Origin of the sequence: Fictibacillus nanhaiensis (assembly GCF_023715445.1) — a bacterium.
In the GTDB taxonomy this organism is placed as follows: domain Bacteria; phylum Bacillota; class Bacilli; order Bacillales; family Fictibacillaceae; genus Fictibacillus; species Fictibacillus nanhaiensis_D.
Genome location: NZ_JAMBOD010000003.1, coordinates 165837 through 184950 on the forward strand (window position 1 = coordinate 165837; position 19114 = coordinate 184950).

21 protein-coding genes are annotated in these 19114 nt (G+C 39.0%); 1 reads left to right on the forward strand and 20 read right to left on the reverse strand.

The annotated features are described in order from the left end of the window. Positions 1-74 precede the first annotated feature (74 nt). From dprA to smc, 18 genes are all read right to left on the reverse strand, one after another. Complete coding sequence (gene dprA, locus M3196_RS10980) at positions 75-941, reverse strand: DNA-processing protein DprA (RefSeq protein WP_251322353.1); 867 nt, start codon at positions 939-941, stop codon at positions 75-77. Between the two features lie 105 nt (positions 942-1046). Further along, positions 1047-1970 (reverse strand): succinate--CoA ligase subunit alpha, encoded by a 924-nt coding sequence (gene sucD, locus M3196_RS10985; RefSeq protein WP_251322354.1) that lies wholly within the window; start codon positions 1968-1970, stop codon positions 1047-1049. 37 nt (positions 1971-2007) lie between these two features. Further along, on the reverse strand, positions 2008-3168 hold the full coding sequence (gene sucC / locus M3196_RS10990; RefSeq protein WP_251322355.1) for an ADP-forming succinate--CoA ligase subunit beta: 1161 nt from the start codon (positions 3166-3168) through the stop codon (positions 2008-2010). A 202-nt stretch (positions 3169-3370) separates the two neighbouring features. Continuing rightward, positions 3371-3529 carry a small, acid-soluble spore protein, alpha/beta type gene (locus M3196_RS10995; RefSeq protein WP_251322356.1) on the reverse strand — a complete coding sequence of 53 codons (159 nt, stop codon included), beginning with the start codon at positions 3527-3529 and terminating at the stop codon, positions 3371-3373. Positions 3530-3573: 44 nt separating this feature from the next. After that, positions 3574-3849, reverse strand: a complete 276-nt coding sequence (locus tag M3196_RS11000; protein ID WP_251322357.1) for an EscU/YscU/HrcU family type III secretion system export apparatus switch protein — start codon at positions 3847-3849, stop codon at positions 3574-3576. After that, complete coding sequence (locus M3196_RS11005) at positions 3846-5318, reverse strand: hypothetical protein (protein WP_251322358.1); 1473 nt, start codon at positions 5316-5318, stop codon at positions 3846-3848. Before M3196_RS11005 ends, M3196_RS11000 begins: the two co-directional genes overlap by 4 nt. A 2-nt stretch (positions 5319-5320) precedes the next feature. Beyond that, positions 5321-6106, reverse strand: a complete 786-nt coding sequence (locus tag M3196_RS11010) for a ribonuclease HII (protein WP_251322359.1) — start codon at positions 6104-6106, stop codon at positions 5321-5323. A 107-nt stretch (positions 6107-6213) separates the two neighbouring features. Continuing rightward, a complete protein-coding gene (gene ylqF / locus M3196_RS11015; protein ID WP_251322360.1) occupies positions 6214-7074 on the reverse strand; it encodes a ribosome biogenesis GTPase YlqF in 861 nt (286 codons plus the stop codon). A gap of 10 nt (positions 7075-7084) precedes the next feature. Beyond that, positions 7085-7636, reverse strand: a complete 552-nt coding sequence (gene lepB, locus M3196_RS11020; protein ID WP_251322361.1) for a signal peptidase I — start codon at positions 7634-7636, stop codon at positions 7085-7087. A gap of 84 nt (positions 7637-7720) precedes the next feature. Continuing rightward, complete coding sequence (rplS, locus tag M3196_RS11025; protein ID WP_066240730.1) at positions 7721-8065, reverse strand: 50S ribosomal protein L19; 345 nt, start codon at positions 8063-8065, stop codon at positions 7721-7723. A 113-nt stretch (positions 8066-8178) separates the two neighbouring features. Further along, the gene (gene trmD, locus M3196_RS11030; protein WP_251322362.1) at positions 8179-8919 is read right to left on the reverse strand and encodes a tRNA (guanosine(37)-N1)-methyltransferase TrmD; all 741 of its coding nucleotides are present in this window, start codon (positions 8917-8919) and stop codon (positions 8179-8181) included. Further along, positions 8919-9434: a ribosome maturation factor RimM gene (rimM, locus tag M3196_RS11035; protein WP_251322363.1), complete on the reverse strand. Its 516-nt coding sequence runs from the start codon at positions 9432-9434 to the stop codon at positions 8919-8921. The genes trmD and rimM overlap by 1 nt, the downstream gene beginning before the upstream one ends. A gap of 431 nt (positions 9435-9865) precedes the next feature. Beyond that, complete coding sequence (locus M3196_RS11040) at positions 9866-10093, reverse strand: KH domain-containing protein (protein WP_251322364.1); 228 nt, start codon at positions 10091-10093, stop codon at positions 9866-9868. A gap of 21 nt (positions 10094-10114) precedes the next feature. After that, complete coding sequence (gene rpsP / locus M3196_RS11045; RefSeq protein WP_066393596.1) at positions 10115-10387, reverse strand: 30S ribosomal protein S16; 273 nt, start codon at positions 10385-10387, stop codon at positions 10115-10117. A gap of 82 nt (positions 10388-10469) precedes the next feature. Next, a complete protein-coding gene (gene ffh, locus M3196_RS11050; RefSeq protein WP_251322366.1) occupies positions 10470-11816 on the reverse strand; it encodes a signal recognition particle protein in 1347 nt (448 codons plus the stop codon). Between the two features lie 15 nt (positions 11817-11831). After that, positions 11832-12155 carry a putative DNA-binding protein gene (locus M3196_RS11055; RefSeq protein ID WP_077361341.1) on the reverse strand — a complete coding sequence of 108 codons (324 nt, stop codon included), beginning with the start codon at positions 12153-12155 and terminating at the stop codon, positions 11832-11834. Positions 12156-12612: 457 nt separating this feature from the next. Beyond that, the gene (ftsY, locus tag M3196_RS11060; protein ID WP_251322367.1) at positions 12613-13605 is read right to left on the reverse strand and encodes a signal recognition particle-docking protein FtsY; all 993 of its coding nucleotides are present in this window, start codon (positions 13603-13605) and stop codon (positions 12613-12615) included. A 12-nt stretch (positions 13606-13617) separates the two neighbouring features. Then, positions 13618-17184, reverse strand: coding sequence for a chromosome segregation protein SMC (smc, locus tag M3196_RS11065; RefSeq protein WP_251322368.1), 3567 nt, complete (start codon positions 17182-17184; stop codon positions 13618-13620). A gap of 228 nt (positions 17185-17412) precedes the next feature. Here smc and M3196_RS11070 point away from each other — a divergent pair, with 228 nt between their 5' ends. Beyond that, a complete protein-coding gene (locus M3196_RS11070) occupies positions 17413-17637 on the forward strand; it encodes a DUF1128 domain-containing protein (RefSeq protein WP_251322369.1) in 225 nt (74 codons plus the stop codon). Between the two features lie 55 nt (positions 17638-17692). Here M3196_RS11070 and rnc read toward each other — a convergent pair whose 3' ends face one another. Together rnc and acpP are read right to left on the reverse strand one after the other, a co-directional pair. Next, the gene (gene rnc / locus M3196_RS11075; protein WP_251322569.1) at positions 17693-18403 is read right to left on the reverse strand and encodes a ribonuclease III; all 711 of its coding nucleotides are present in this window, start codon (positions 18401-18403) and stop codon (positions 17693-17695) included. A gap of 174 nt (positions 18404-18577) precedes the next feature. Next, on the reverse strand, positions 18578-18811 hold the full coding sequence (gene acpP, locus M3196_RS11080) for an acyl carrier protein (RefSeq protein ID WP_066289334.1): 234 nt from the start codon (positions 18809-18811) through the stop codon (positions 18578-18580). Positions 18812-19114 lie beyond the last annotated feature (303 nt).

Here is a 19114-nt window from a genome sequence, read left to right on the forward strand (position 1 = left end):
TTAGTGAAATCTTCCCTATTATTAAATAATGTATCTGCTTTTGTCAAACTGTTTCCTGTTTTTAATGAAAACGGTTAAGTCCATTCATTTGTAATATCATCTGCACACATAACTAGTTTTGCGCCATTTTGAATTAAAAAATTTGTACCTGCTGCACATTCTTCAAGGATTGAACCTGGTATGGCATAGACATCTCTTCCTTGCTCCAGCGCCTGATCGGCAGTTATTAAAGAACCGCTCTTTGTTCTGGCTTCTGCAACCAATGTTGCTTTCCCGAGACCGCTTATTATACGGTTACGCAATGGAAAATGCCAGCGTTTTGGTGCAGCATAAGGTGGAAACTCTGAAAGCAGAATGCCATTTTCGCTTATTTCTTCCGAAAGTTTACTATTTTCTTTAGGATAGATGCTTAATAGTCCTGAACCTAGTACTGCTGCAGTTCGTACACTTTTTAATAGACAAAGCTGATGTGCATATGTATCTATCCCTTTAGCAAGTCCGCTTACTGCAACCCAATCGTTTTCCAGCAACGGACAAAGGACTTTTTTTAATGCTAGCTTCCCATTAGAACTAGGGTTTCTCGTTCCTACTACACTAATTATTTTATCCTGTTTTAGTGTACTCCAATCGCCTTTCCCATAAAGAACCCATGGAGGATCAAAAATTGTCCTTAAGCTAGGAGGGTATTCTTGTTGAAAAACAGATATAGCAGAGATTGAGTTTTTCTTTAAAACATTCATTATGTATGTACTTCTTTTTTGGTTCACGAAAGTTTTTAAACGCCTTGCCATCTGCTCACTTAAAGCAAAAGACATCATCATGCTGGGAATATCCATCTTAAAAACATCTGTTAATTTCGGATCAGCTATTAATATATTTTTAATATGTTTCCATGTAAGACCTTCGCAATGATGAAGAAAAATTAAGCGTTCATAATCCAAAATCTTTTCCTCCTCATGAATCCTATGGATATTAAAGCGAAAAAGCTCCCTGATTCTGGGAGCTTCTCACGATGTTAGAGATGTTCAAAACATCTCTTATTCAATTTATGCTTTTGATGCTTTTTCTTTGTTCGTAACGCAAGCGTCGTAAAGATCGTTTTCTTTAAGCGCTTCAACTAAAGTTTCACCCATTACTGAAGGTGTTGCTGCAACTTTAATTCCGCATTCTTTCATTGTTTTGATTTTCTCATCCGCCGTACCTTTACCACCTGAGATAATTGCACCAGCATGGCCCATGCGCTTTCCTGGAGGCGCTGTTTGTCCGCCAATGAAACCAACAACAGGTTTAGTCATGTTAGCTTTAACCCATTCAGCAGCTTCTTCTTCAGCAGTTCCGCCAATTTCACCGATCATGATAACTGCATACGTATCTTCATCTTCATTAAACGCCTTAAGAACGTCAATAAAGTCTGTACCGTTAACTGGGTCTCCACCGATACCTACAGCTGTGGATTGTCCAATTCCGCGCTCTGTGAGCTGATGTACAGCTTCATACGTTAATGTTCCAGAACGGGATACAACGCCAACATGTCCTTTAGTGTGGATATATCCTGGCATGATACCAATCTTACATTCTTCGGGAGTGATTACACCCGGGCAGTTTGGTCCAACTAAGCGAGTCTTTTTGCCTTCCATATAACGCTTCACTTTAACCATATCCATTACCGGGATGCCCTCAGTAATACAGATCGCAAGGTCAAGTTCAGCATCGACAGCTTCGATGATTGCTTCTGCAGCAAATGCTGGAGGAACGTAAATAACAGAAGCGTTTGCTCCAGTTTCTTTTACTGCATCAACAACCGTGTTGAATACAGGAAGCCCTTCAACTTCAGTTCCACCTTTGCCTGGTGTAACTCCGCCCACAATTTTAGTACCATATTCAAGCATTTGTTTCGTATGGAAAAGACCTACGGAACCTGTGATACCCTGAACGATGACTTTTGTGTCTTTATTTATAAAAATGCTCATGCTTTAAATTCCCATCCTTCCTGCAATGTTTTCTCTATTACTTAACTAAAGCGACGATTTTTTCTGCACCGTCAGCCATTGAATCAGCAGCTGTAATATTAAGTCCGGACTCTTTTAAGATCTTTTTGCCAAGATCCACATTTGTTCCTTCAAGACGTACTACAAGAGGCAGTTCAAGACCTACTTGTTTAGTAGCTTCAACAACACCATTTGCAATGATGTCACATTTCATGATACCGCCAAAAATGTTAACGAAGATTCCTTTAACATTTTTGTCCGAAAGAATAATCTTGAATGCTTCGGTTACTTTCTCAGTTGTAGCACCGCCCCCAACATCAAGGAAGTTAGCAGGATCTCCGCCGTAATGTTTAATGATATCCATAGTAGCCATAGCTAGACCAGCACCATTAACCATACAGCCGATATTTCCATCAAGAGAGATATAGCTTAAATCATATTTAGAAGCTTCAATCTCTTTTGGATCTTCTTCTTCTAAATCTCTGTATTCTATGATGTCTTTATGACGGTAAAGAGCATTTGAATCAAAGTTCATTTTCGCATCAAGTGCCATTACGTTTCCGTCTCCAGTTACAACCAATGGATTGATCTCAGCGATAGAGCAGTCTTTTTCAACGAAAGCTGTGTATAGTCCAAGCATGAACTTAACAGCTTTGCCTACTAACGCAGTTGGAATGTTTATGTTATAAGCAAGACGTCTAGCTTGGAAAGCTTGAAGACCAATAGCCGGATCGATTACTTCTTTGAAGATTTTTTCAGGCGTTTTTTCTGCCACTTCTTCAATTTCAGTACCGCCTTCTTCAGATCCCATCATTACTACACTTGAAGTTGCACGGTCAAGTACTAGTCCGATGTAATATTCCTTTTTAATGTCACAGCCCTCTTCGATAAGTAAGCGCTTAACTTCTTTACCTTCTGGACCAGTTTGGTGAGTTACAAGAACTTTACCTAAAATTTCATTTGCGTATGTACGCACTTCATCAATGTTTTTAGCAACTTTTACGCCACCCGCTTTACCGCGGCCACCTGCGTGAATCTGTGCTTTTACAACAGATACAGTGCTCCCCAGTTCTTTAGCAGCTTCTACAGCTTCTTCAACTGAAAATGCTACTTTTCCGTTTGGAACAGCCACACCATATTTTCTAAGTATCTCTTTACCTTGGTATTCGTGGATATTCATTTACTCTCCATCCTCCTATCATGGTGAAAACTTAAAGTACCGTTATCATTGTATAAGACCAAGCGTCTAATGTCTACTATTCTACAGAAAATTGCAAGCGCATACAGTATTTTTATAGCATAATAAAAACCAAAACCATTATAATCTGATTTTGGTTTTACTTCTTTTTATCTTTATGAAATAGTGATTTCCAAACCTTATTTCATTTATTTTTTTCGTTTTGCTGTTTTTTAATAATCTTAGGTGTAATCGCCTCTTTTTCTGCTGCAGGACGATATAGACCAAACTCTTCGGCCATTTCCTCTTTGAATTGATTAACTAATTGTTCAGATTGCTTTACAACAAGTTTATTTTTTGGCATTGTACACACTCCTTTTATGTTAGCAATGCCCTAAACGCTCAAGATTATGTTTTTAACTCTGCTTCTTTATCCATTTGATAAATAAAAGCAAATAGTTCTGCTACAACTTCATAAAGCTCTTCAGGAATACTTTCTTCAATCTCTAATCTTGATAAAAGATGTACGAGTGATGCATCTTCCTGTATAGGTATGTTGTGCTCTTTAGCAGTGCTAACAATGCGCTGTGCAGTTTCACCTTTCCCCTTCGCAGCTACAACAGGAGAACCGGATTCTTCAGGATTATACTTCAGAGCAACAGCTTCTTTTATGTTACTTTTCATATACGTAAATCCATCCCTTTATATTCTGCGGCTGATTCAGTACTTTTAACTTCATTTTTAGGCTTTTGTGAAAAAGTTATGGAAGAGAGTGTATAGTTCATCTCGTTTAAACTTTTCTTTAATGAGGGGACAAAAGCTTTTGAAAGCTTTTCTATAAAAGGATGTTCACTATAAACCTTTAAAGATAATATCCGGTTTTGAATCTGAACATCAACTGCTATATCTTTTAAGTTTTTCATATCCAGCCAAAACAGCATTCTGCAATGATCAGGATCTAACGATGTGCCATTTTGTTTTTTCCCTTCCCATTTGATCGTAATTTCCTTCGGGTTTTCATCCTGACCAAAAGGAATCTGCAAAAGGAATTGCTGCATGACATCATTAGTATTAATATTCTGAAGCTGCTGACTCGTTATTTTAGTAAGTCCTTGCTCTGTTTTTACCATTACATTTTCAGGCAGTTCCAGATACTCTGCATTTTGCTTCAATAACATAAGCTGCGACTTTAAAGTTTCCGTTTGTTTTAATTGCATCGGGTCTAGCAGAAGATTTTTCTCGTGCAATAAGCCTGACTTGTCGAGCCATCTATGGACGGAATGAAAAAAACGGTTAGCCGCCTGCCTCTTAAATTCATTTATAGAAACTTCTGTTCTCTGTAACTGAAGGTGACTTTGTTTTACTTCTTGTTTTGAGTTTTCAGTTATAGAGTTGTTTTCTGTAACTGTTCCTCGTGTATCTAATGATTGTTTTACCACTTGATAGGAAATTTCCTTATTCAGATTTCCTGTGTCTGATTTAATCAGGCCAGAAACTTGAAAACCCTCTTTTGACTTTGATTGATCGTTTTGAAAACCAAACAAGCCCTGTAAAAGTTCCACCGTTTTTGCAATGCTCTTATCTTTATGTATGTATGGCAGAAGTGACTCAAACAATTGCTGCATTTCAGAGTGATTGTTGGTGTTTTTCATAACATTTGCTATTACGGCTCTAACTGTATCTGGTTTAACAGGCAGCTGAAGCTCCAGCATACGGTGTACAACTTCTTTCTTCTCTTTTAATGGCAGCTCCGATGTCATCTGGAGAATATCAGCAACTAATTTGACGTGGTCTTTCGTAATGGGGATTTTTTCAGAGACTGAAAAATCCACAGCTTTTTTGTTCGTATCATTTAGCGGCAGAGTTAACTTATTCAAAATTTGTTCAGTTGTCGTTTTTACAGGATCAGCTTCTAATTTTTTTAATACGACAGTTCCGTTTTTTTCTGTAACTTCAAACAAGTAACGGTTCCCTTTCGTTAATGGTGCCTCTAACTTTGCATGCAATGTGACACCATTATAAAAAATTTTCGCTGTTTGGTCTGGGAAAATCTCCAGTATTTTAGCGGTCAGCAATTGGTTTAATTTAAGAGTGATTCCTTCTGCTGTTTTTTGCTGCTGGTGCGGGCTGAAGATCCTGTTAAGTTGTAACACCTTTACTCACTCCCGGTAAACTGAATAAGTTCTCCTACTGGGCTGAAGGTTTTTCGATGGATCTTTGTAGCACCGAATACTTTTAACGCTTCAAGATGTTCCTTCGTTCCATAGCCCATATTTGCTTTAAAGCCATATTGAGGATAAATCTGGTCAAGCTTCTTCATATAACGGTCTCTTGTCACTTTAGCCACAATAGAAGCGGCTGCGATAGATATACTTTTTTCGTCACCTTTAATAATCTTCAGCTGATCGATTGGAAGAGGAACTTCCATAGCATCAATCAATAACTGGTCAGGCTGTACTGTCAACTGACAAACAGCCTCAGTCATAGCTAGTTTTGACGCCTGATAAATATTTATCTCATCTATTTCTTCTGGCTGAACTAAAAATACGCTGCAGCAGACAGCATCCTCTTTAATTCTTTCATATAAAGCTTCCCGTTTTTTTTCTGAAAGCTTTTTTGAGTCGTTGATTCCAGTCAATATGTAGCCTACCGGTAATATGACAGCTGCCGCCACTACAGGTCCAGCCAGCGGTCCCCTTCCTACTTCATCCACTCCGGCAATAAGCTTCTTACCCTTTAATATAAACTGTCTTTCGTATTCGCACATGACTTTCAGCCTTTTTGATTCAGCTTCTGCTTCCCGTAAACGGGCCGTGTAGGTTTGATATAATTTTTGAATACCTTGTCTTTCATCAGCAGCAAGCAGCTCTAGCAAGTCTGTGATCTCTTCTAACGTACTATTCTTTAACTTCTGACCCCATTCTTTTATAGAAAGTTTCATTTTTTCACGCTCTTTATGTATTATTTATCGGCTAAACCATAAGTCTATGAAGATTTTTTTGTTCTAAACAAAACAGGCACATAGAAAATACGCGCCTGTTCTGCATTTTATTCAGTTATTGCATTTGGCTGCTCATAAGATAATCGCCCTAATTTTTCTGAACGAAGATCGCGAAGTACAATCTCTGCCGTTTTTTCAAGATCAACTTCTCCACCGCCCATGATGCATCCTCGTTTTTTGCCGATCTCTTCAAATAAACGAAGTGGATCTTCTGGAATGTCTGATAATTTATATCTTTCAACGAGGCGTTCTTGATAATGTTCTTTTAGATATTTTACAGCAAATAAGACAACTTCTGTAAAATCAAATAATGTTTCTTTTATCGCGCCCGTAACTGCAAGTTTCAGGCCAATGGACTGATCTTCAAACTTCGGCCATAGTATACCTGGTGTATCCAGTAACTCCAGGGTTTTTCCGGCTTTGATCCATTGCTGTTTTTTTGTAACCCCTGGTTTATCGCCTGTTACAGCAATATTCTTGCCAGCCATTCTGTTTATGATCGTAGATTTCCCAACGTTAGGAATCCCGACGATTAAAGCGCGGACAGCACGAGGCTTAACGATACCTTTTGCTCTCATCTTATCAAATTTTTCTTTAACCAGTTCTTGTGCAATTGGTTCAATTTTCTTTATTCCTTTTCCATCTTGGGAATTTATCGCAAGAGAAGGTATTCCCTTATCTAAAAAATATCCCTGCCACATGGAAGTCACTTTCGGATCTGCCAGATCCGCTTTATTCAATAAAACAATACGCGGTTTTTCACCGAGAATCTCATCGATCATAGGATTGCGTGACGCAAGTGGAATCCTTGCATCTACAAGCTCAAAAACCACATCGATCATTTTAAGTTTTTCAGTTATTTCCCGGCGCGCTTTCGCCATATGGCCTGGAAACCATTGTATGGTCATGTTTTTCACCCTACTTTACAAATCCAATATCTGATAACGGCCAGAAACGGAAAGATGCTTTTCCTAAGATAAGATCTTCATCTACTGTTCCAATATTTCGGCTGTCACTGGAATTCCGGCGATTATCACCCAGAACAAACAATTGTCCTTCAGGAACTTTTTGTTTAGCCGTCACTTCAAGCAAAGTGAAGTCATAGGTGAAATTTCCGTCCTTTGTTTTTTTCTTATATGCTTCTAAGTATTCTTCTTTAACCTTTTTACCATTCACATAGAGTGTATCGTCTTTATACTCAATGGTATCTCCCGGAAGACCAATTACTCTCTTTATGTAATCTTTTTCTTCTGTAGCGTGAAAGACTACAATATCAAATCTGTCAGGTTCTCCAATCATATAGCTGAACTTATTAACAATTAAACGGTCTCCATCATGAAGAGTCGGCATCATTGATTGTCCGTCGACCACTACAGGTGCAAAAAGGAAAAACCGGATGATACCTGCCAATAACAAGGCTGTTGCTAAAGCTTTGATCCATTCCCACGTTTCGTTTTTTGTACGTGCCATTCTTAATCCTCACCATCTGTAGAAATTCCTTACTTATAATATGGAAAAAGGAGCTTGAGTAAGTCAAGCTCCTTTCGAGAATTATTAGCGAATTTCTTTAATACGAGCTGCTTTACCACGAAGTGCACGTAGGTAGTATAGCTTCGCACGGCGTACTTTACCGCGGCGTACAACTTCAAGGTTCGCGATCTTAGGTGAATGTAATGGGAACGCACGCTCCACACCTACACCATAAGAAATTTTACGAACAGTAAACGTTTCAGAAATTCCAGAACCACGCTTCTTGATAACAACACCTTCAAAAAGCTGGATACGCTCACGAGTACCCTCGATTACTTTCACGTGTACACGTACAGTGTCACCTGAACGAAATTTTGGTAAATCTGATTTTAATTGATCTTTTGCTAGATCTGCAATAAGCTGTTGCATAGTTTATTGCCTCCCTTCCCATAGATGTTCTTGCGTGATTTTCAGGCAGCGGAACACCGGATTAAACGGGCATAAGCCACAAACAATATAATACCATATAAATCAGACGAGTATCAAGTTGTTTTATTATCTTTTATTTCTTGCAGCCATTTTTCTTCTTCTCTAGATAACTCTATCTTCTCTAAGAGATCTGGACGCCTTTCATATGTTCTTTTTAATGACTCTTTTTTCCGCCATTCTTCAATATTTTTATGGTTTCCAGACATGAGGACATCAGGAACCTTCATACCTCTAAAATCTGCCGGTCTCGTATATTGAGGGTGTTCTAACAGTCCTGTACTGAACGAATCCTGAAGATGTGATTCTTCTTTTCCGAGTACTCCTGGGAGGAGTCTGGTTACTGCATCAATTACAACCATTGCACCTAATTCTCCGCCTGTTAGGACATAATCCCCGATAGAAATCTCATCTGTAACTAAATGTTTTCTAATTCGTTCATCATAGCCCTCATAGTGGCCGCATAAGAAAATTAAATGCTTTTCTTTAGCAAGCTCTTCTGCCTTTCTCTGCGAAAATCTTTCTCCTTGAGGGCATAGCAGAATAATCCTTGGTTCCTCAGATGTTTCTTTCGTTAAGGTTTCTACCGCATCAAACAGCGGCTGAGGAGTTAAGACCATGCCTGCTCCTCCCCCATAAGGATAATCATCTACGTTTCTATGTTTGTTAGTCGCAAATTCTCGAAAATCCAAGACATGAAATTGGACAGCGCTTTTTTCTTGTGCCTTTTTTAAGATGGATTGACCGAAAACACCGGAAAACATATCAGGAAAAAGACTTAAGACATCAATCTTCATTAGAAAAGACCTTCTAAAGGTTCGATAGAGATTTTTTGAGCATCAATATCCACCGTTTTAACAACAGAAGGGATGTAAGGGATGAGAATATCAGAGCCGAACCCTTTTCTCTTTACGACCCAAACGTCATTTGCGCCAGGAGATAGAATTTCTTTTACTTTACCCAGTTCTTCTCCTTCGACAGTAAAAACAGAACACCCGATAATATCGTGATAAAAGAACTCGCCTTCATCTAATGTAACTGATTGTTCTTTAGGAACTTTTAATAATTGTCCTTTGAATCTTTCAACATCATTAATGTTTTCTAGACCCTCAAACGTTAAAAGATCAAATTGCTTATGTTTTCTATGAGTTTCGATCGTTACAGGTATTTGTTCTGATCCCATATCCACATATAGGGTGTTGCCGATTTTATATCGTTCTTCCGGAAAATCTGTTCTTGAGATTACACGGACCTCTCCTCTAATCCCATGTGTATTAACAATTTTTCCGACGTTCAGCCATTTGTCCGTCATTTTAAAACCTTCTCTCGTACGTCTTTAATCTTATTATTGTCCAGTCTAAAGTTTATCATAAATGCAGGTATGTATACTTTTAAAAGCTGTTTTCCAAAACTTTGTTGTTTTTGAAAGTAGTTGATTTCCGTTACAGGATGCTCGCTTTCTGCGAGGGGTAAGGTGAGCCTTGGCGGAAGATGGGTAAAGACTCGTATTCAAGGAAGAATTTGTGCTCCTGCGTCTGCAAGAAAATACTACCGAAGCGGGCTTTCTCGTCGCATGCCTTGCGAGAAGTATTCTCAGGTGGTTGACACGCTGATCCCGCTGGAGTCTCGAACCTGCACTCCAATCAACTTGTCAAGGAAGAGAATGCAAAAGCCATAAGCAACAATTTTTTAGATAAGACCTTTTTAAAAGATAAAAAAAGGAAGAGGTTTCCCTCATCCTTTTTAAACGATTTCGATTGAAATCCTTTTATTTTGATTCGTTCCAGCTGCATTAACAACGGTACGGATCGCTTTGGCCACTCTTCCTTGTTTGCCGATTACTTTCCCCATATCAGTCTGGTTAACAGATAATTGATAAACAAGGCGATGTCCTTCTTTTACCTCTTTGACGCTGACTTCTTCTGGGTGATCAACTAGAGCTTTCACAATCGATTCGATCAACTCTGTCATATCAGTTCCCCTTCGTCAAAATTATTTTTGGTTCTTAGCGTTATGGAATTTTTCCATAAGACCAGCTTTTGAGAATAGGTTACGAACTGTATCAGATGGCTTCGCACCGTTAGTCATCCACTCAAGAGCTTTTTCTTCGTTAATTTTAACTTCAGCTGGGTTAGCAACTGGGTTGTAAGTTCCGATCTCTTCGATGAAACGTCCATCACGAGGAGAACGAGAATCTGCTACTACTACACGATAAAAAGGAGCTTTCTTAGCACCCATACGTTTTAAACGAATTTTTACTGCCATTATAACTTGCACCTCCGAAAATAGTTCACACAAAATAATATGATAGTATAAATTGACAGGTTTGTAAACCTGAAAATTCAGTTTACATAAATGGGAATTTAAACCCACCCTTTTTCTTCTTGCCACTCATCATTCCGGACATTTGTTTCATCATTTTCTTCATGTCCTCGAATTGTTTGATAAGGCGGTTTACTTCTTGTACTGATCGTCCGCTGCCTTTAGCGATACGTCTTTTACGGCTGGCATTGATAATCTCCGGTTGTTCTCTTTCTGTAAGAGTCATCGAACGAATGATAGCTTCAACGTGACCGATTTGTTTTTCATCAATCTGTACGTTTTTAAGGCCTTTCATTTTGTTCGCACCAGGAAGCATGCCAAGGACTTCATCTAACGGTCCAAGATTTCTTACTTGTCCCATCTGATCAAGAAAATCATCAAACGTGAATGACATATCACGCATTTTCTTCTGAAGATCCCGTGCTTTTTCTTCATCTACCGAGGTTTGAGCCTTTTCGATAAGAGTAAGCATGTCACCCATTCCTAAAATTCTGGAAGCCATACGGTCTGGATGGAATGGCTCAAGAGCATCCATCTTCTCACCGAGACCCACAAACTTAATAGGAAGCCCTGTAACAGCTTTGATAGAAAGAGCAGCACCACCGCGTGTGTCACCATCAAGTTTTGTAAGAACAACACCTGTAATTCCAAGTGCTTCATTAAAACTCTGAGCAACATTCACGGCATCCTGACCTGTCATCGCATCAACAACCAGGAAAATTTCATCAGGTTTAGCTGTTTCTTTAACCTGTTTCAATTCGTCCATCAGCGTTTCGTCTATATGCAAACGCCCGGCTGTATCAATGATTACATAATCATGATGCTCTTCTTTCGCTTTTGCAATTGCTGATTCAGCAATTTTCACAGGACTAACTTGGTCTCCCATTTGAAATACTGGAAAATCAAGCTGTTTCCCGAGTGTTTCTAACTGCTTTATCGCAGCAGGACGGTAAATGTCTGCTGCAGCAAGAAGCGGTTTGCGATTTTGTTTCTTACGCAAATGATTCGCAAGCTTCCCTGTAGTCGTCGTTTTACCTGCACCTTGGAGACCAACCATCATAATAACAGTAGGCGGTCTGTTAGAAACTGCAATTTTGCTCTGTTCCCCGCCCATAAGTGCTGTAAGTTCATCATTCACTACTTTTACTACTTGCTGTCCAGGTGTCAGGCTTTTTAAAACCTCCTGACCAACTGCACGTTCAGATACCTTTTTCACAAAATCTTTTACCACTTTAAAGTTAACATCCGCCTCAAGAAGAGCAAGGCGTACTTCCCTCATCATTTCCTTTACATCCGCTTCATTTACTTTCCCTTTTCCGCGAATTTTTTGTAAAGTGTTCTGAAGACGGTCGGCTAAACCTTCAAATGCCATCTCACTGAACGCCTCCTATTCCATATTTTCAAGGCGATCGATAATTGCAATTACGTTATCAGGTTCAGTTTTCAGCAGCTCTCTTAAAGATGACAGCAACTGTTCACGTTCCTGAAACTTTGCAAAAAGCCCTAACTTCTCTTCATATTCCTCCAGCATCGCCTCTGTCCGTTTAATATTATCATAAACGGCCTGGCGGCTGACATTATATTGTTCAGCAATTTCACCGAGAGAATAATCGTCTAAATAATATAAGCCCATATAGTTCTTTTGCTTTGGGGTTAACAGTGATTGGTAAAAATCAAAAAGATAATTAATTCTCATCGTTTTATCAAGCATATTTTCACAACCCTTGTTAAGTGAAATGCCTTTACGTGAATACTATACAACCATAAAAATTAGATGTCAAGTTTTTTTCTTAACAGAATAACTCTTATTGGACGGAACTTAGGAACCTCGTCATTGTATGATTATGAAAAACCATAAAGAAACCTTTTTAGTCTTAAATCTTATATTAAAGCTGCGTTTTAGGGTGTCCGTTCTATTATTTATAAGGAACTTTCATTATTTTGGTTGTGTATATGGCATAAGCGTTATAAAGGATTTAATTCCAAAAATAAGAGGTGTGAATCCAAAAATTTTAGTGGATTATCCACGAGTTTTTACTTCAAATCAAGTTTTGACTTTTTATCCTCAAGTCGAAGATCCTCGACATTCATCGACACCCCTTATACCCTAACAAAAAAAGCCCTCCAACTCCCTAAAGAGTTGAAAGGCGAATATCAATAAGCAGATTTTACTCTGCTTCTTCCTCATCTTCACTTCCTGCGAACAATCCATATACAAACTGTTCTGGATCAAATTCCTGAAGATCGTCAATTTTTTCGCCAAGTCCTACAAATTTCACTGGTATATCCAGTTCGTGGCGGATTGCAAGGACAATTCCGCCTTTTGCAGTTCCATCAAGCTTTGTTAAGACAAGCCCAGTAACATCTGTAGACTGACCAAATGTTTTGGCCTGGTTCATCGCGTTTTGGCCGGTAGTTGCATCAACGACCAATAAAACTTCATGAGGTGCCCCAGGTATTTCGCGTTCAATCACTCGTTTTACTTTAGAAAGTTCGTTCATTAAATTTACTTTATTTTGCAGACGGCCAGCTGTATCGCATAACAGCACATCAGCTTTTCTTGATTTTGCAGCCTGTATACTATCAAAGATTACTGCAGCCGGATCAGCACCTTCGTGATGTTTGATAACATCAACTCCAGCACGCTCTCCCCAAACTTCCAGCTGCTCGATCGCACCTGCACGGAACGTATCACCAGCAGCCAGAATAACTTTCTTGCCATCGTTCTTAAGCTGGTGAGCCAGTTTACCGATAGTCGTTGTCTTCCCGACTCCGTTTACTCCAACGAATAAAATGACTGTCATGCCATCTGTTTGCATATTCAGTTCGTTGTCGCTATCATCTTTTTGAAGCATTTCAGCAAGTTTTTCTGTGATAGCTGAACGAAGTTCTTTAGGATCCTTAATATTTCTTGTACGAGCTACATCTTTTAGTTCATCTATGATATCAAGTACTGTATGCACACCCACATCTGCACCGATTAAGATCTCTTCAAGCTCTTCAAAAAACTCTTCATCTACTTTTCGATATCTTTTTAATAAGTCATTTATTTTAAATGAAAATGAACTTCTTGTTTTTTCTAATCCATCTTTAAATTTTTCAGAAGAGGATTCTGATGGTTGATTCGAAAATTTTTCTTTTAGCTTTTTTAAAAAACTCACTTTATTTCCTCCCTAAGATGTTACCAATTCTTTCGTTTCCTCCAGCCGTACCGATACAAGTTTTGAAACGCCCGATTCCTGCATGGTTACGCCATACAATACATCCGCTTCCTCCATTGTTCCTTTTCGATGGGTAACCACGATAAATTGTGTTTCTTTACTAAATGCACGCAAGTACTTCGCAAACCGGTTTACGTTAGCATCATCCAGTGCTGCTTCTACTTCATCCAGGATACAGAACGGAACAGGTCGTACTTTAAGGATGGCAAACAATAACGCAATAGCAGTTAAAGCGCGCTCTCCTCCAGATAACAACCCTAATTGCTGAAGCTTTTTACCAGGAGGCTGCGCCATAATATCGACACCTGTTGCAAGTATGTCTTCCGGCTGAGTCAGAACAAGGTCTGCGCGGCCGCCGCCGAATAACTCTTGGAAGATGACACCGAAATGAGATCGAATGGATGTGAACGTTTCTTCAAAACGATTTTTCATTTCTTCATCCATCTCAGAAATTACACCATAGAGTGTATTTTTTGCTTCTGTCAGATCGTCCCGCTGTTCTGTAAGAAAATCAAAGCGCTGGCTGACTCTGTCGTATTCCTCGATCGCTCCGATATTAACAATACCAAGCTCTTCGATTGCCAATTTGATCAGCTTCACTTTTCGTTTAGCATCTTCTAATGGCATCTCCAGTTTGTGTTTTTGTTTGGCTCCTTCATACGAAAGCTCATATTCTTCTCGAAGATGGGTCAGGCGTGTCTCTAATTCAACGTCGAGCCTGTTAATACTGACTTCTTCCGTTCTAAGCCCATCGCTCAATTGTTTATATTGCCGTTTCGCTTCTTTAAGCTCAATTTCCATCGCTTCTATAGAACGGAAGGACTCTGTTCGTTCTTGTCTTCGTTCTGCAATCAGCTTAACAGCCGTATTTTTTTCATGTCGTTTTTGCAGAATCTGTTCATCAAGTGAGTCTTCACCTGATGAGCTGGAGTTCATTTCTTCTTCAAGAAGCCAGTAATCTTCCTCTGTTTCCTTGCTTTTTGACTCTACTCCCGCAAATTCCTCTTCAAGACGCAAACTTTTTTCTTTTTGATTAGCCACTTGCTGTTCAAGTTCCGCTGCTTTAATCTTTAATTTGGTCAAAGATTCTCTTAATTCTTCCTTTGAAGACTGATGCATCTTTTTCCTTTCAGTTAAGTCTGCGATTGTTTTCTCGAGTTCTTTTCCTGATTTCACAGCTTTCTCAAGCTTTTTCTGAAGGTCAGTCAATCTTGAGTCAGCAGCTGTCCGCTCAGATTCAAAGGAATGTTTCTCACGGTCATATAGCTGAAGCCTGTCGTTCAGGTTTTTTTCTTGAATCTCAATCTCGCGAAGATTTCCTTTAAGCTCTTGTTCCCGCTCTCTTAACTGTTCGCCTTCAGCTTGAAGATTGTCTAGTACTTCCTTATTTTTTGAAATTCTTGCTTTTTGTTCAGCAGCTTTCTCTTCTAAAAGAAGGGTTTGCTTTTCCATAGATGCTACTTTTTCTGTTAGAGCCTCTACTTCTCTTTGTCTGCTTAATAGTGAGGAACTCTTCTGCTTAAGACTTCCCCCTGACATAGATCCTCCAGGACTTACTACATCACCTTCAAGGGTTACTATGCGATAACGATAATTGACTTGCTTTGCAATCGCATTTGCGCCGGCTAGATCCTTGGAAATCATAATGTTTCCTAATAGATTCCCAACGATGTTCTTATATTTTGAATCATATTGAACTAAATCGGATGCTACACCTACAAATGAATCGATGGTTCGGGCATTTTGAACATCCATACTTGAAACATTGCGGCTCTTGATAACGTTTAACGGTAAAAATGTAGCTCTGCCAGCTCTTGTTTGTTTTAAGAATTGGATAGCTTTCATCGCATTTTGTTCATGATCCACAACAACATGCTGCATGGAAGCGCCTAAAGCTGTTTCAATCGCCGTTTCAATCTCTGATGGAACTGATAGAAGTTCAGCTACAGCTCCTTCAATCCCAGCTAACTTAGTTTCCTTAGCTTTTAAAACTTCTTTTACCCCTTGCATAAAGCCCGCATATTCATCCTGCATCGATTCAAGCATCTCTTTCTTGGATTTAAACTGCTGAATAAATTGGTAGGCCTGATACAATTTTTCCTGGTTTGAACGGCTTTCTTGTTCTTCTAAAGCAACAGCAGATCTTAAAGACTGATATTCATCCTGTTTCTTTCTCAGAGCATTCTCAGTTTCTAGATAACTTTTCTTCGTTTGCTCTTTTCTGTTCTTTAATTCTTCCCTTTGCAGAAGGAATTTATTGTTTTCTTCATCAAGTCTGCTGCTTTTATAGTTTTGCTGTTTTGATTGATCCTCAATATAACGCATTTCATTTTTGATAGTCGTTTGTTCATTAAGTCTTTCGAAATAGTCACTCTTTAGCTTTTCAAGCTCTGCTTCAACGTCCATTTCAAGAACCGTTAAGCGGCTTTCTTCTTCTTTGACCTGCTTGCGTACAACTTTTAGCTGCTGCTCTTTCTCTGTTGAAATACTTTTCTCTGTTTGCAGCTGTTTTTCTAGTTGTTCCTTTTTAGCCTTAAGCTGTTGAATCTGTTCTAACAGGGACGTTTTATGCTGATCATAGTTTTTCTTTCTCTCTTTTAATACTTCTTTTTTTCCTTCAAGTTTTTCCAGGGTCTCACTGGCTAAAAGAAGAGCTCCTTGCAGCTCATCAATAGACTCATCCATTGCCTGCATATCAAGTCTGGCTCTTTCGATGGCAGATTCCCCCTGCTTAACTTTTAAGGAAAGTTCAGATTCTTGTCTCTGTAATTCTGCCACCCACGTTTTTTGTTTTTCCCAGCGCTGATGAAGGTCTTCTATTTCCTGTACAAGAACAGCAGTCTCTACAATTTCCAGTTCTTGTTTCTTCTCAAGAAAGTCTTTTGCAATTGATGCCTGCATTTTAAGCGGTTCAACCTGATCTTCCAATTCATGAAGAATATCTTCAACTCGGTTTAAATTTTCCTGGGTTTCTGAAAGTTTCTGTTCAGCTTTTTGTTTACGAGTCTTATATTTTAAAACTCCTGCAGCTTCTTCAAAAATCTTTCTTCTTTCATCAGATTTACTGCTTAAGATTTCTTCCACCCTGCCTTGTCCAATTATGGAGAAGGCTTCTCTTCCAAGTCCTGAGTCCATAAAAAGTTCAACAATGTCTTTTAACCGGCACTGCTGTTTATTGATTAAATACTCGCTGTCCCCAGAGCGATAAACTCTTCTCGTAATAGAAATTTCATTATAATCAAGAGGTAAGTGCTGATCTTCGTTATCCAATGTAAGTGTCACTTCGGCAACATTTAGCGGTTTGCGGTTGTCACTTCCTGCAAAAATGATATCCTCCATTTTTGATCCGCGCAGTGATTTGGCAGATTGTTCGCCAAGAACCCATCGTACAGCATCTGATATATTGCTTTTTCCGCTTCCATTAGGTCCAACAACTGCAGTAACTCCTTGAACAAATTCTACTTGTATCCGCTCTGCAAATGATTTGAATCCTGATACATCAATTCGTTTGAGGAACATCTTTAAATCCCCCTTATTTCATACTTTATATAAAGCGTTCGTGTTCAATCGGTCTTTTTTCGTTTTTTGTCTAAATATATGTAAAAAAAGTCTTTAACTGTTTTATTTTATCATAGATTTAGTCTCTCATAGTCACAAAGATTTCAGTATGCTAAAATAGAGTAAGTTTATCGGTCGGGGTAAAAACAGATTGAAAATGAATGAATATATACAAAAGGAGCACTATAAATGGACTTAAACAATGAGAACTACGAAAATCTGGCTTTTATGATTGAAGGTCTAAAAAAGAAACTGCAATTGGTTAATAGCGGACTGATTCAGCCTGAAGATTATGAACTGAATAAATATGATGATATTAAAGAACTTTATGACATGGTCATGAAAATGCCTTCTTTCAGCATTCGAGACATGGAAGGCATCGTCGAAGAGCTTGCGTCTCTTAAAAAGAAATAATAGAAACCCCCTTGCATGGCTCTAAAAGGCCATGGAAAGGGGGTTTTTTATTTGTTTAGCTATTTTTTGCAACCTTTTCGATTGCTTCTTGTGCAGCGTGCTGTTCTGCCTCTTTTTTTGATCTTCCATAACCAATGCCAAAAACGGCTTCGTTCAATCTCACCTCGGAAACAAATTCCCTGTTATGAGCAGGACCCTTCTCCTGAACGATTCTATAATCAATATGACCTAGTCCCTCACGCTGAACATATTCCTGCAGCTGGCTTTTAAAATCCATCACATGAGAAAAAGCACCTTCGTTAATTCGCGGGACAACGTACTGATTTAAAAACTCTTTTACTTTTTCGAGTCCCTGATCAAGATACAAAGCTCCAATAAATGCCTCAAAGACATCTGCTAAAAGAGCAGGACGTGATCTTCCACCAGTATTTTCTTCCCCTTTTCCCAATAAAACAAATTCACCAAAGTGCAGGTCATTAGCAAAAAGAACCAATGATGGTTCACAAACGATCGCTGCTCTAAGTTTTGTGAGCTCACCTTCACTCATGTTCATAAACTTGCTGTACAAATATTGAGAAATTGTCAGTTCCAGAACAGCATCTCCTAAAAATTCAAGTCTTTCATTATCCTCGAATGTTCTTCCTCGATGCTCATTCACATATGATGAATGGGTAAAAGCTTGGGCTAATAGTTTTACATTTTCAAATTGAATGTTTAATCGTTCCTGAAGAGGGGCTACTTTCTGAATGCGCAATTTGTCATCCATGCCCTTTTTGGAAGCCGATTTAAACCGGTTTTTAACTGTTTTCTTTTGAGTTGATTGTTGTTTTGAACCTTTCATAAACTTCCTCCAAAAATCTCGTAAAAGGGCTATTTGCTGTTTTCTCCCCAAAAAGGGAAGAAAGCCCCGCATTTTATGCACGGGACTTTATCCGTTACCTTATTGTTTGCTGTTTATGTAATCTACAACGTCACCAACCGTTGCAATTTTCTCAGCATCTTCATCAGAAATTTCTAATTCGAACTCATCCTCAAGTTCCATAACAAGTTCCACTACATCAAGAGAGTCTGCACCTAGATCCTCTTTAAAGGAAGCTTCAGGCTTAACCTCAGACGCGTCAACACCTAGACGGTCAACAACAATCTTTGAAACTCTTTCTAAAACGTCTGCCATTTTGTGTGTCACCTCCTTTCAATAGTATATGCTTTTTCCCTTAAAAAAACTAGAGGGATTAGGTTCTATTAATTAGGCTGATTTCGAAATCTTCGTTGCTCTTTGAAAGAGATTGATTTCCGTTACAGGATGCTCGCTTTCCGCGGGGCGTATGGTGAGCCTCACGGAAAGATATATGAAGTGCTGCTTTTGCGTCTACAAGAAAAACAACAGCGAAGCAAGCTTCCTCGCCGCATGCCTTGCGAGAAGAATACTCAGGTAGCTGGCACGCTGATCCCGCTGGAGTCTCGCACCTTTCACTCC

Bases quoted from the DNA above. Each gene is read 5' to 3' on its own strand.
- trmD (WP_251322362.1), bottom strand. From the start codon at position 8,919: ATGAAGATTGATGTCTTAAGTCTTTTTCCTGATATGTTTTCCGGTGTT.
- M3196_RS11000 (WP_251322357.1), bottom strand. From the start codon at position 3,849: ATGAAAAGTAACATAAAAGAAGCTGTTGCTCTGAAGTATAATCCTGAA.
- rpsP (WP_066393596.1), bottom strand. From the start codon at position 10,387: ATGGCAGTAAAAATTCGTTTAAAACGTATGGGTGCTAAGAAAGCTCCT.
- rplS (WP_066240730.1), bottom strand. From the start codon at position 8,065: ATGCAACAGCTTATTGCAGATCTAGCAAAAGATCAATTAAAATCAGAT.
- sucC (WP_251322355.1), bottom strand. From the start codon at position 3,168: ATGAATATCCACGAATACCAAGGTAAAGAGATACTTAGAAAATATGGT.
- M3196_RS11070 (WP_251322369.1), top strand. From the start codon at position 17,413: ATGGACTTAAACAATGAGAACTACGAAAATCTGGCTTTTATGATTGAA.
- M3196_RS11010 (WP_251322359.1), bottom strand. From the start codon at position 6,106: ATGAAACTTTCTATAAAAGAATGGGGTCAGAAGTTAAAGAATAGTACG.
- M3196_RS11040 (WP_251322364.1), bottom strand. From the start codon at position 10,093: ATGACAGAGTTGATCGAATCGATTGTGAAAGCTCTAGTTGATCACCCA.
- sucD (WP_251322354.1), bottom strand. From the start codon at position 1,970: ATGAGCATTTTTATAAATAAAGACACAAAAGTCATCGTTCAGGGTATC.
- rnc (WP_251322569.1), bottom strand. From the start codon at position 18,403: ATGGATGACAAATTGCGCATTCAGAAAGTAGCCCCTCTTCAGGAACGA.
- M3196_RS10995 (WP_251322356.1), bottom strand. From the start codon at position 3,529: ATGCCAAAAAATAAACTTGTTGTAAAGCAATCTGAACAATTAGTTAAT.
- rimM (WP_251322363.1), bottom strand. From the start codon at position 9,434: ATGACGGACAAATGGCTGAACGTCGGAAAAATTGTTAATACACATGGG.
- ffh (WP_251322366.1), bottom strand. From the start codon at position 11,816: ATGGCATTTGAAGGTTTAGCCGACCGTCTTCAGAACACTTTACAAAAA.
- M3196_RS11055 (WP_077361341.1), bottom strand. From the start codon at position 12,155: ATGCTTGATAAAACGATGAGAATTAATTATCTTTTTGATTTTTACCAA.
- lepB (WP_251322361.1), bottom strand. From the start codon at position 7,636: ATGGCACGTACAAAAAACGAAACGTGGGAATGGATCAAAGCTTTAGCA.
- smc (WP_251322368.1), bottom strand. From the start codon at position 17,184: ATGTTCCTCAAACGAATTGATGTATCAGGATTCAAATCATTTGCAGAG.
- ylqF (WP_251322360.1), bottom strand. From the start codon at position 7,074: ATGACCATACAATGGTTTCCAGGCCATATGGCGAAAGCGCGCCGGGAA.
- acpP (WP_066289334.1), bottom strand. From the start codon at position 18,811: ATGGCAGACGTTTTAGAAAGAGTTTCAAAGATTGTTGTTGACCGTCTA.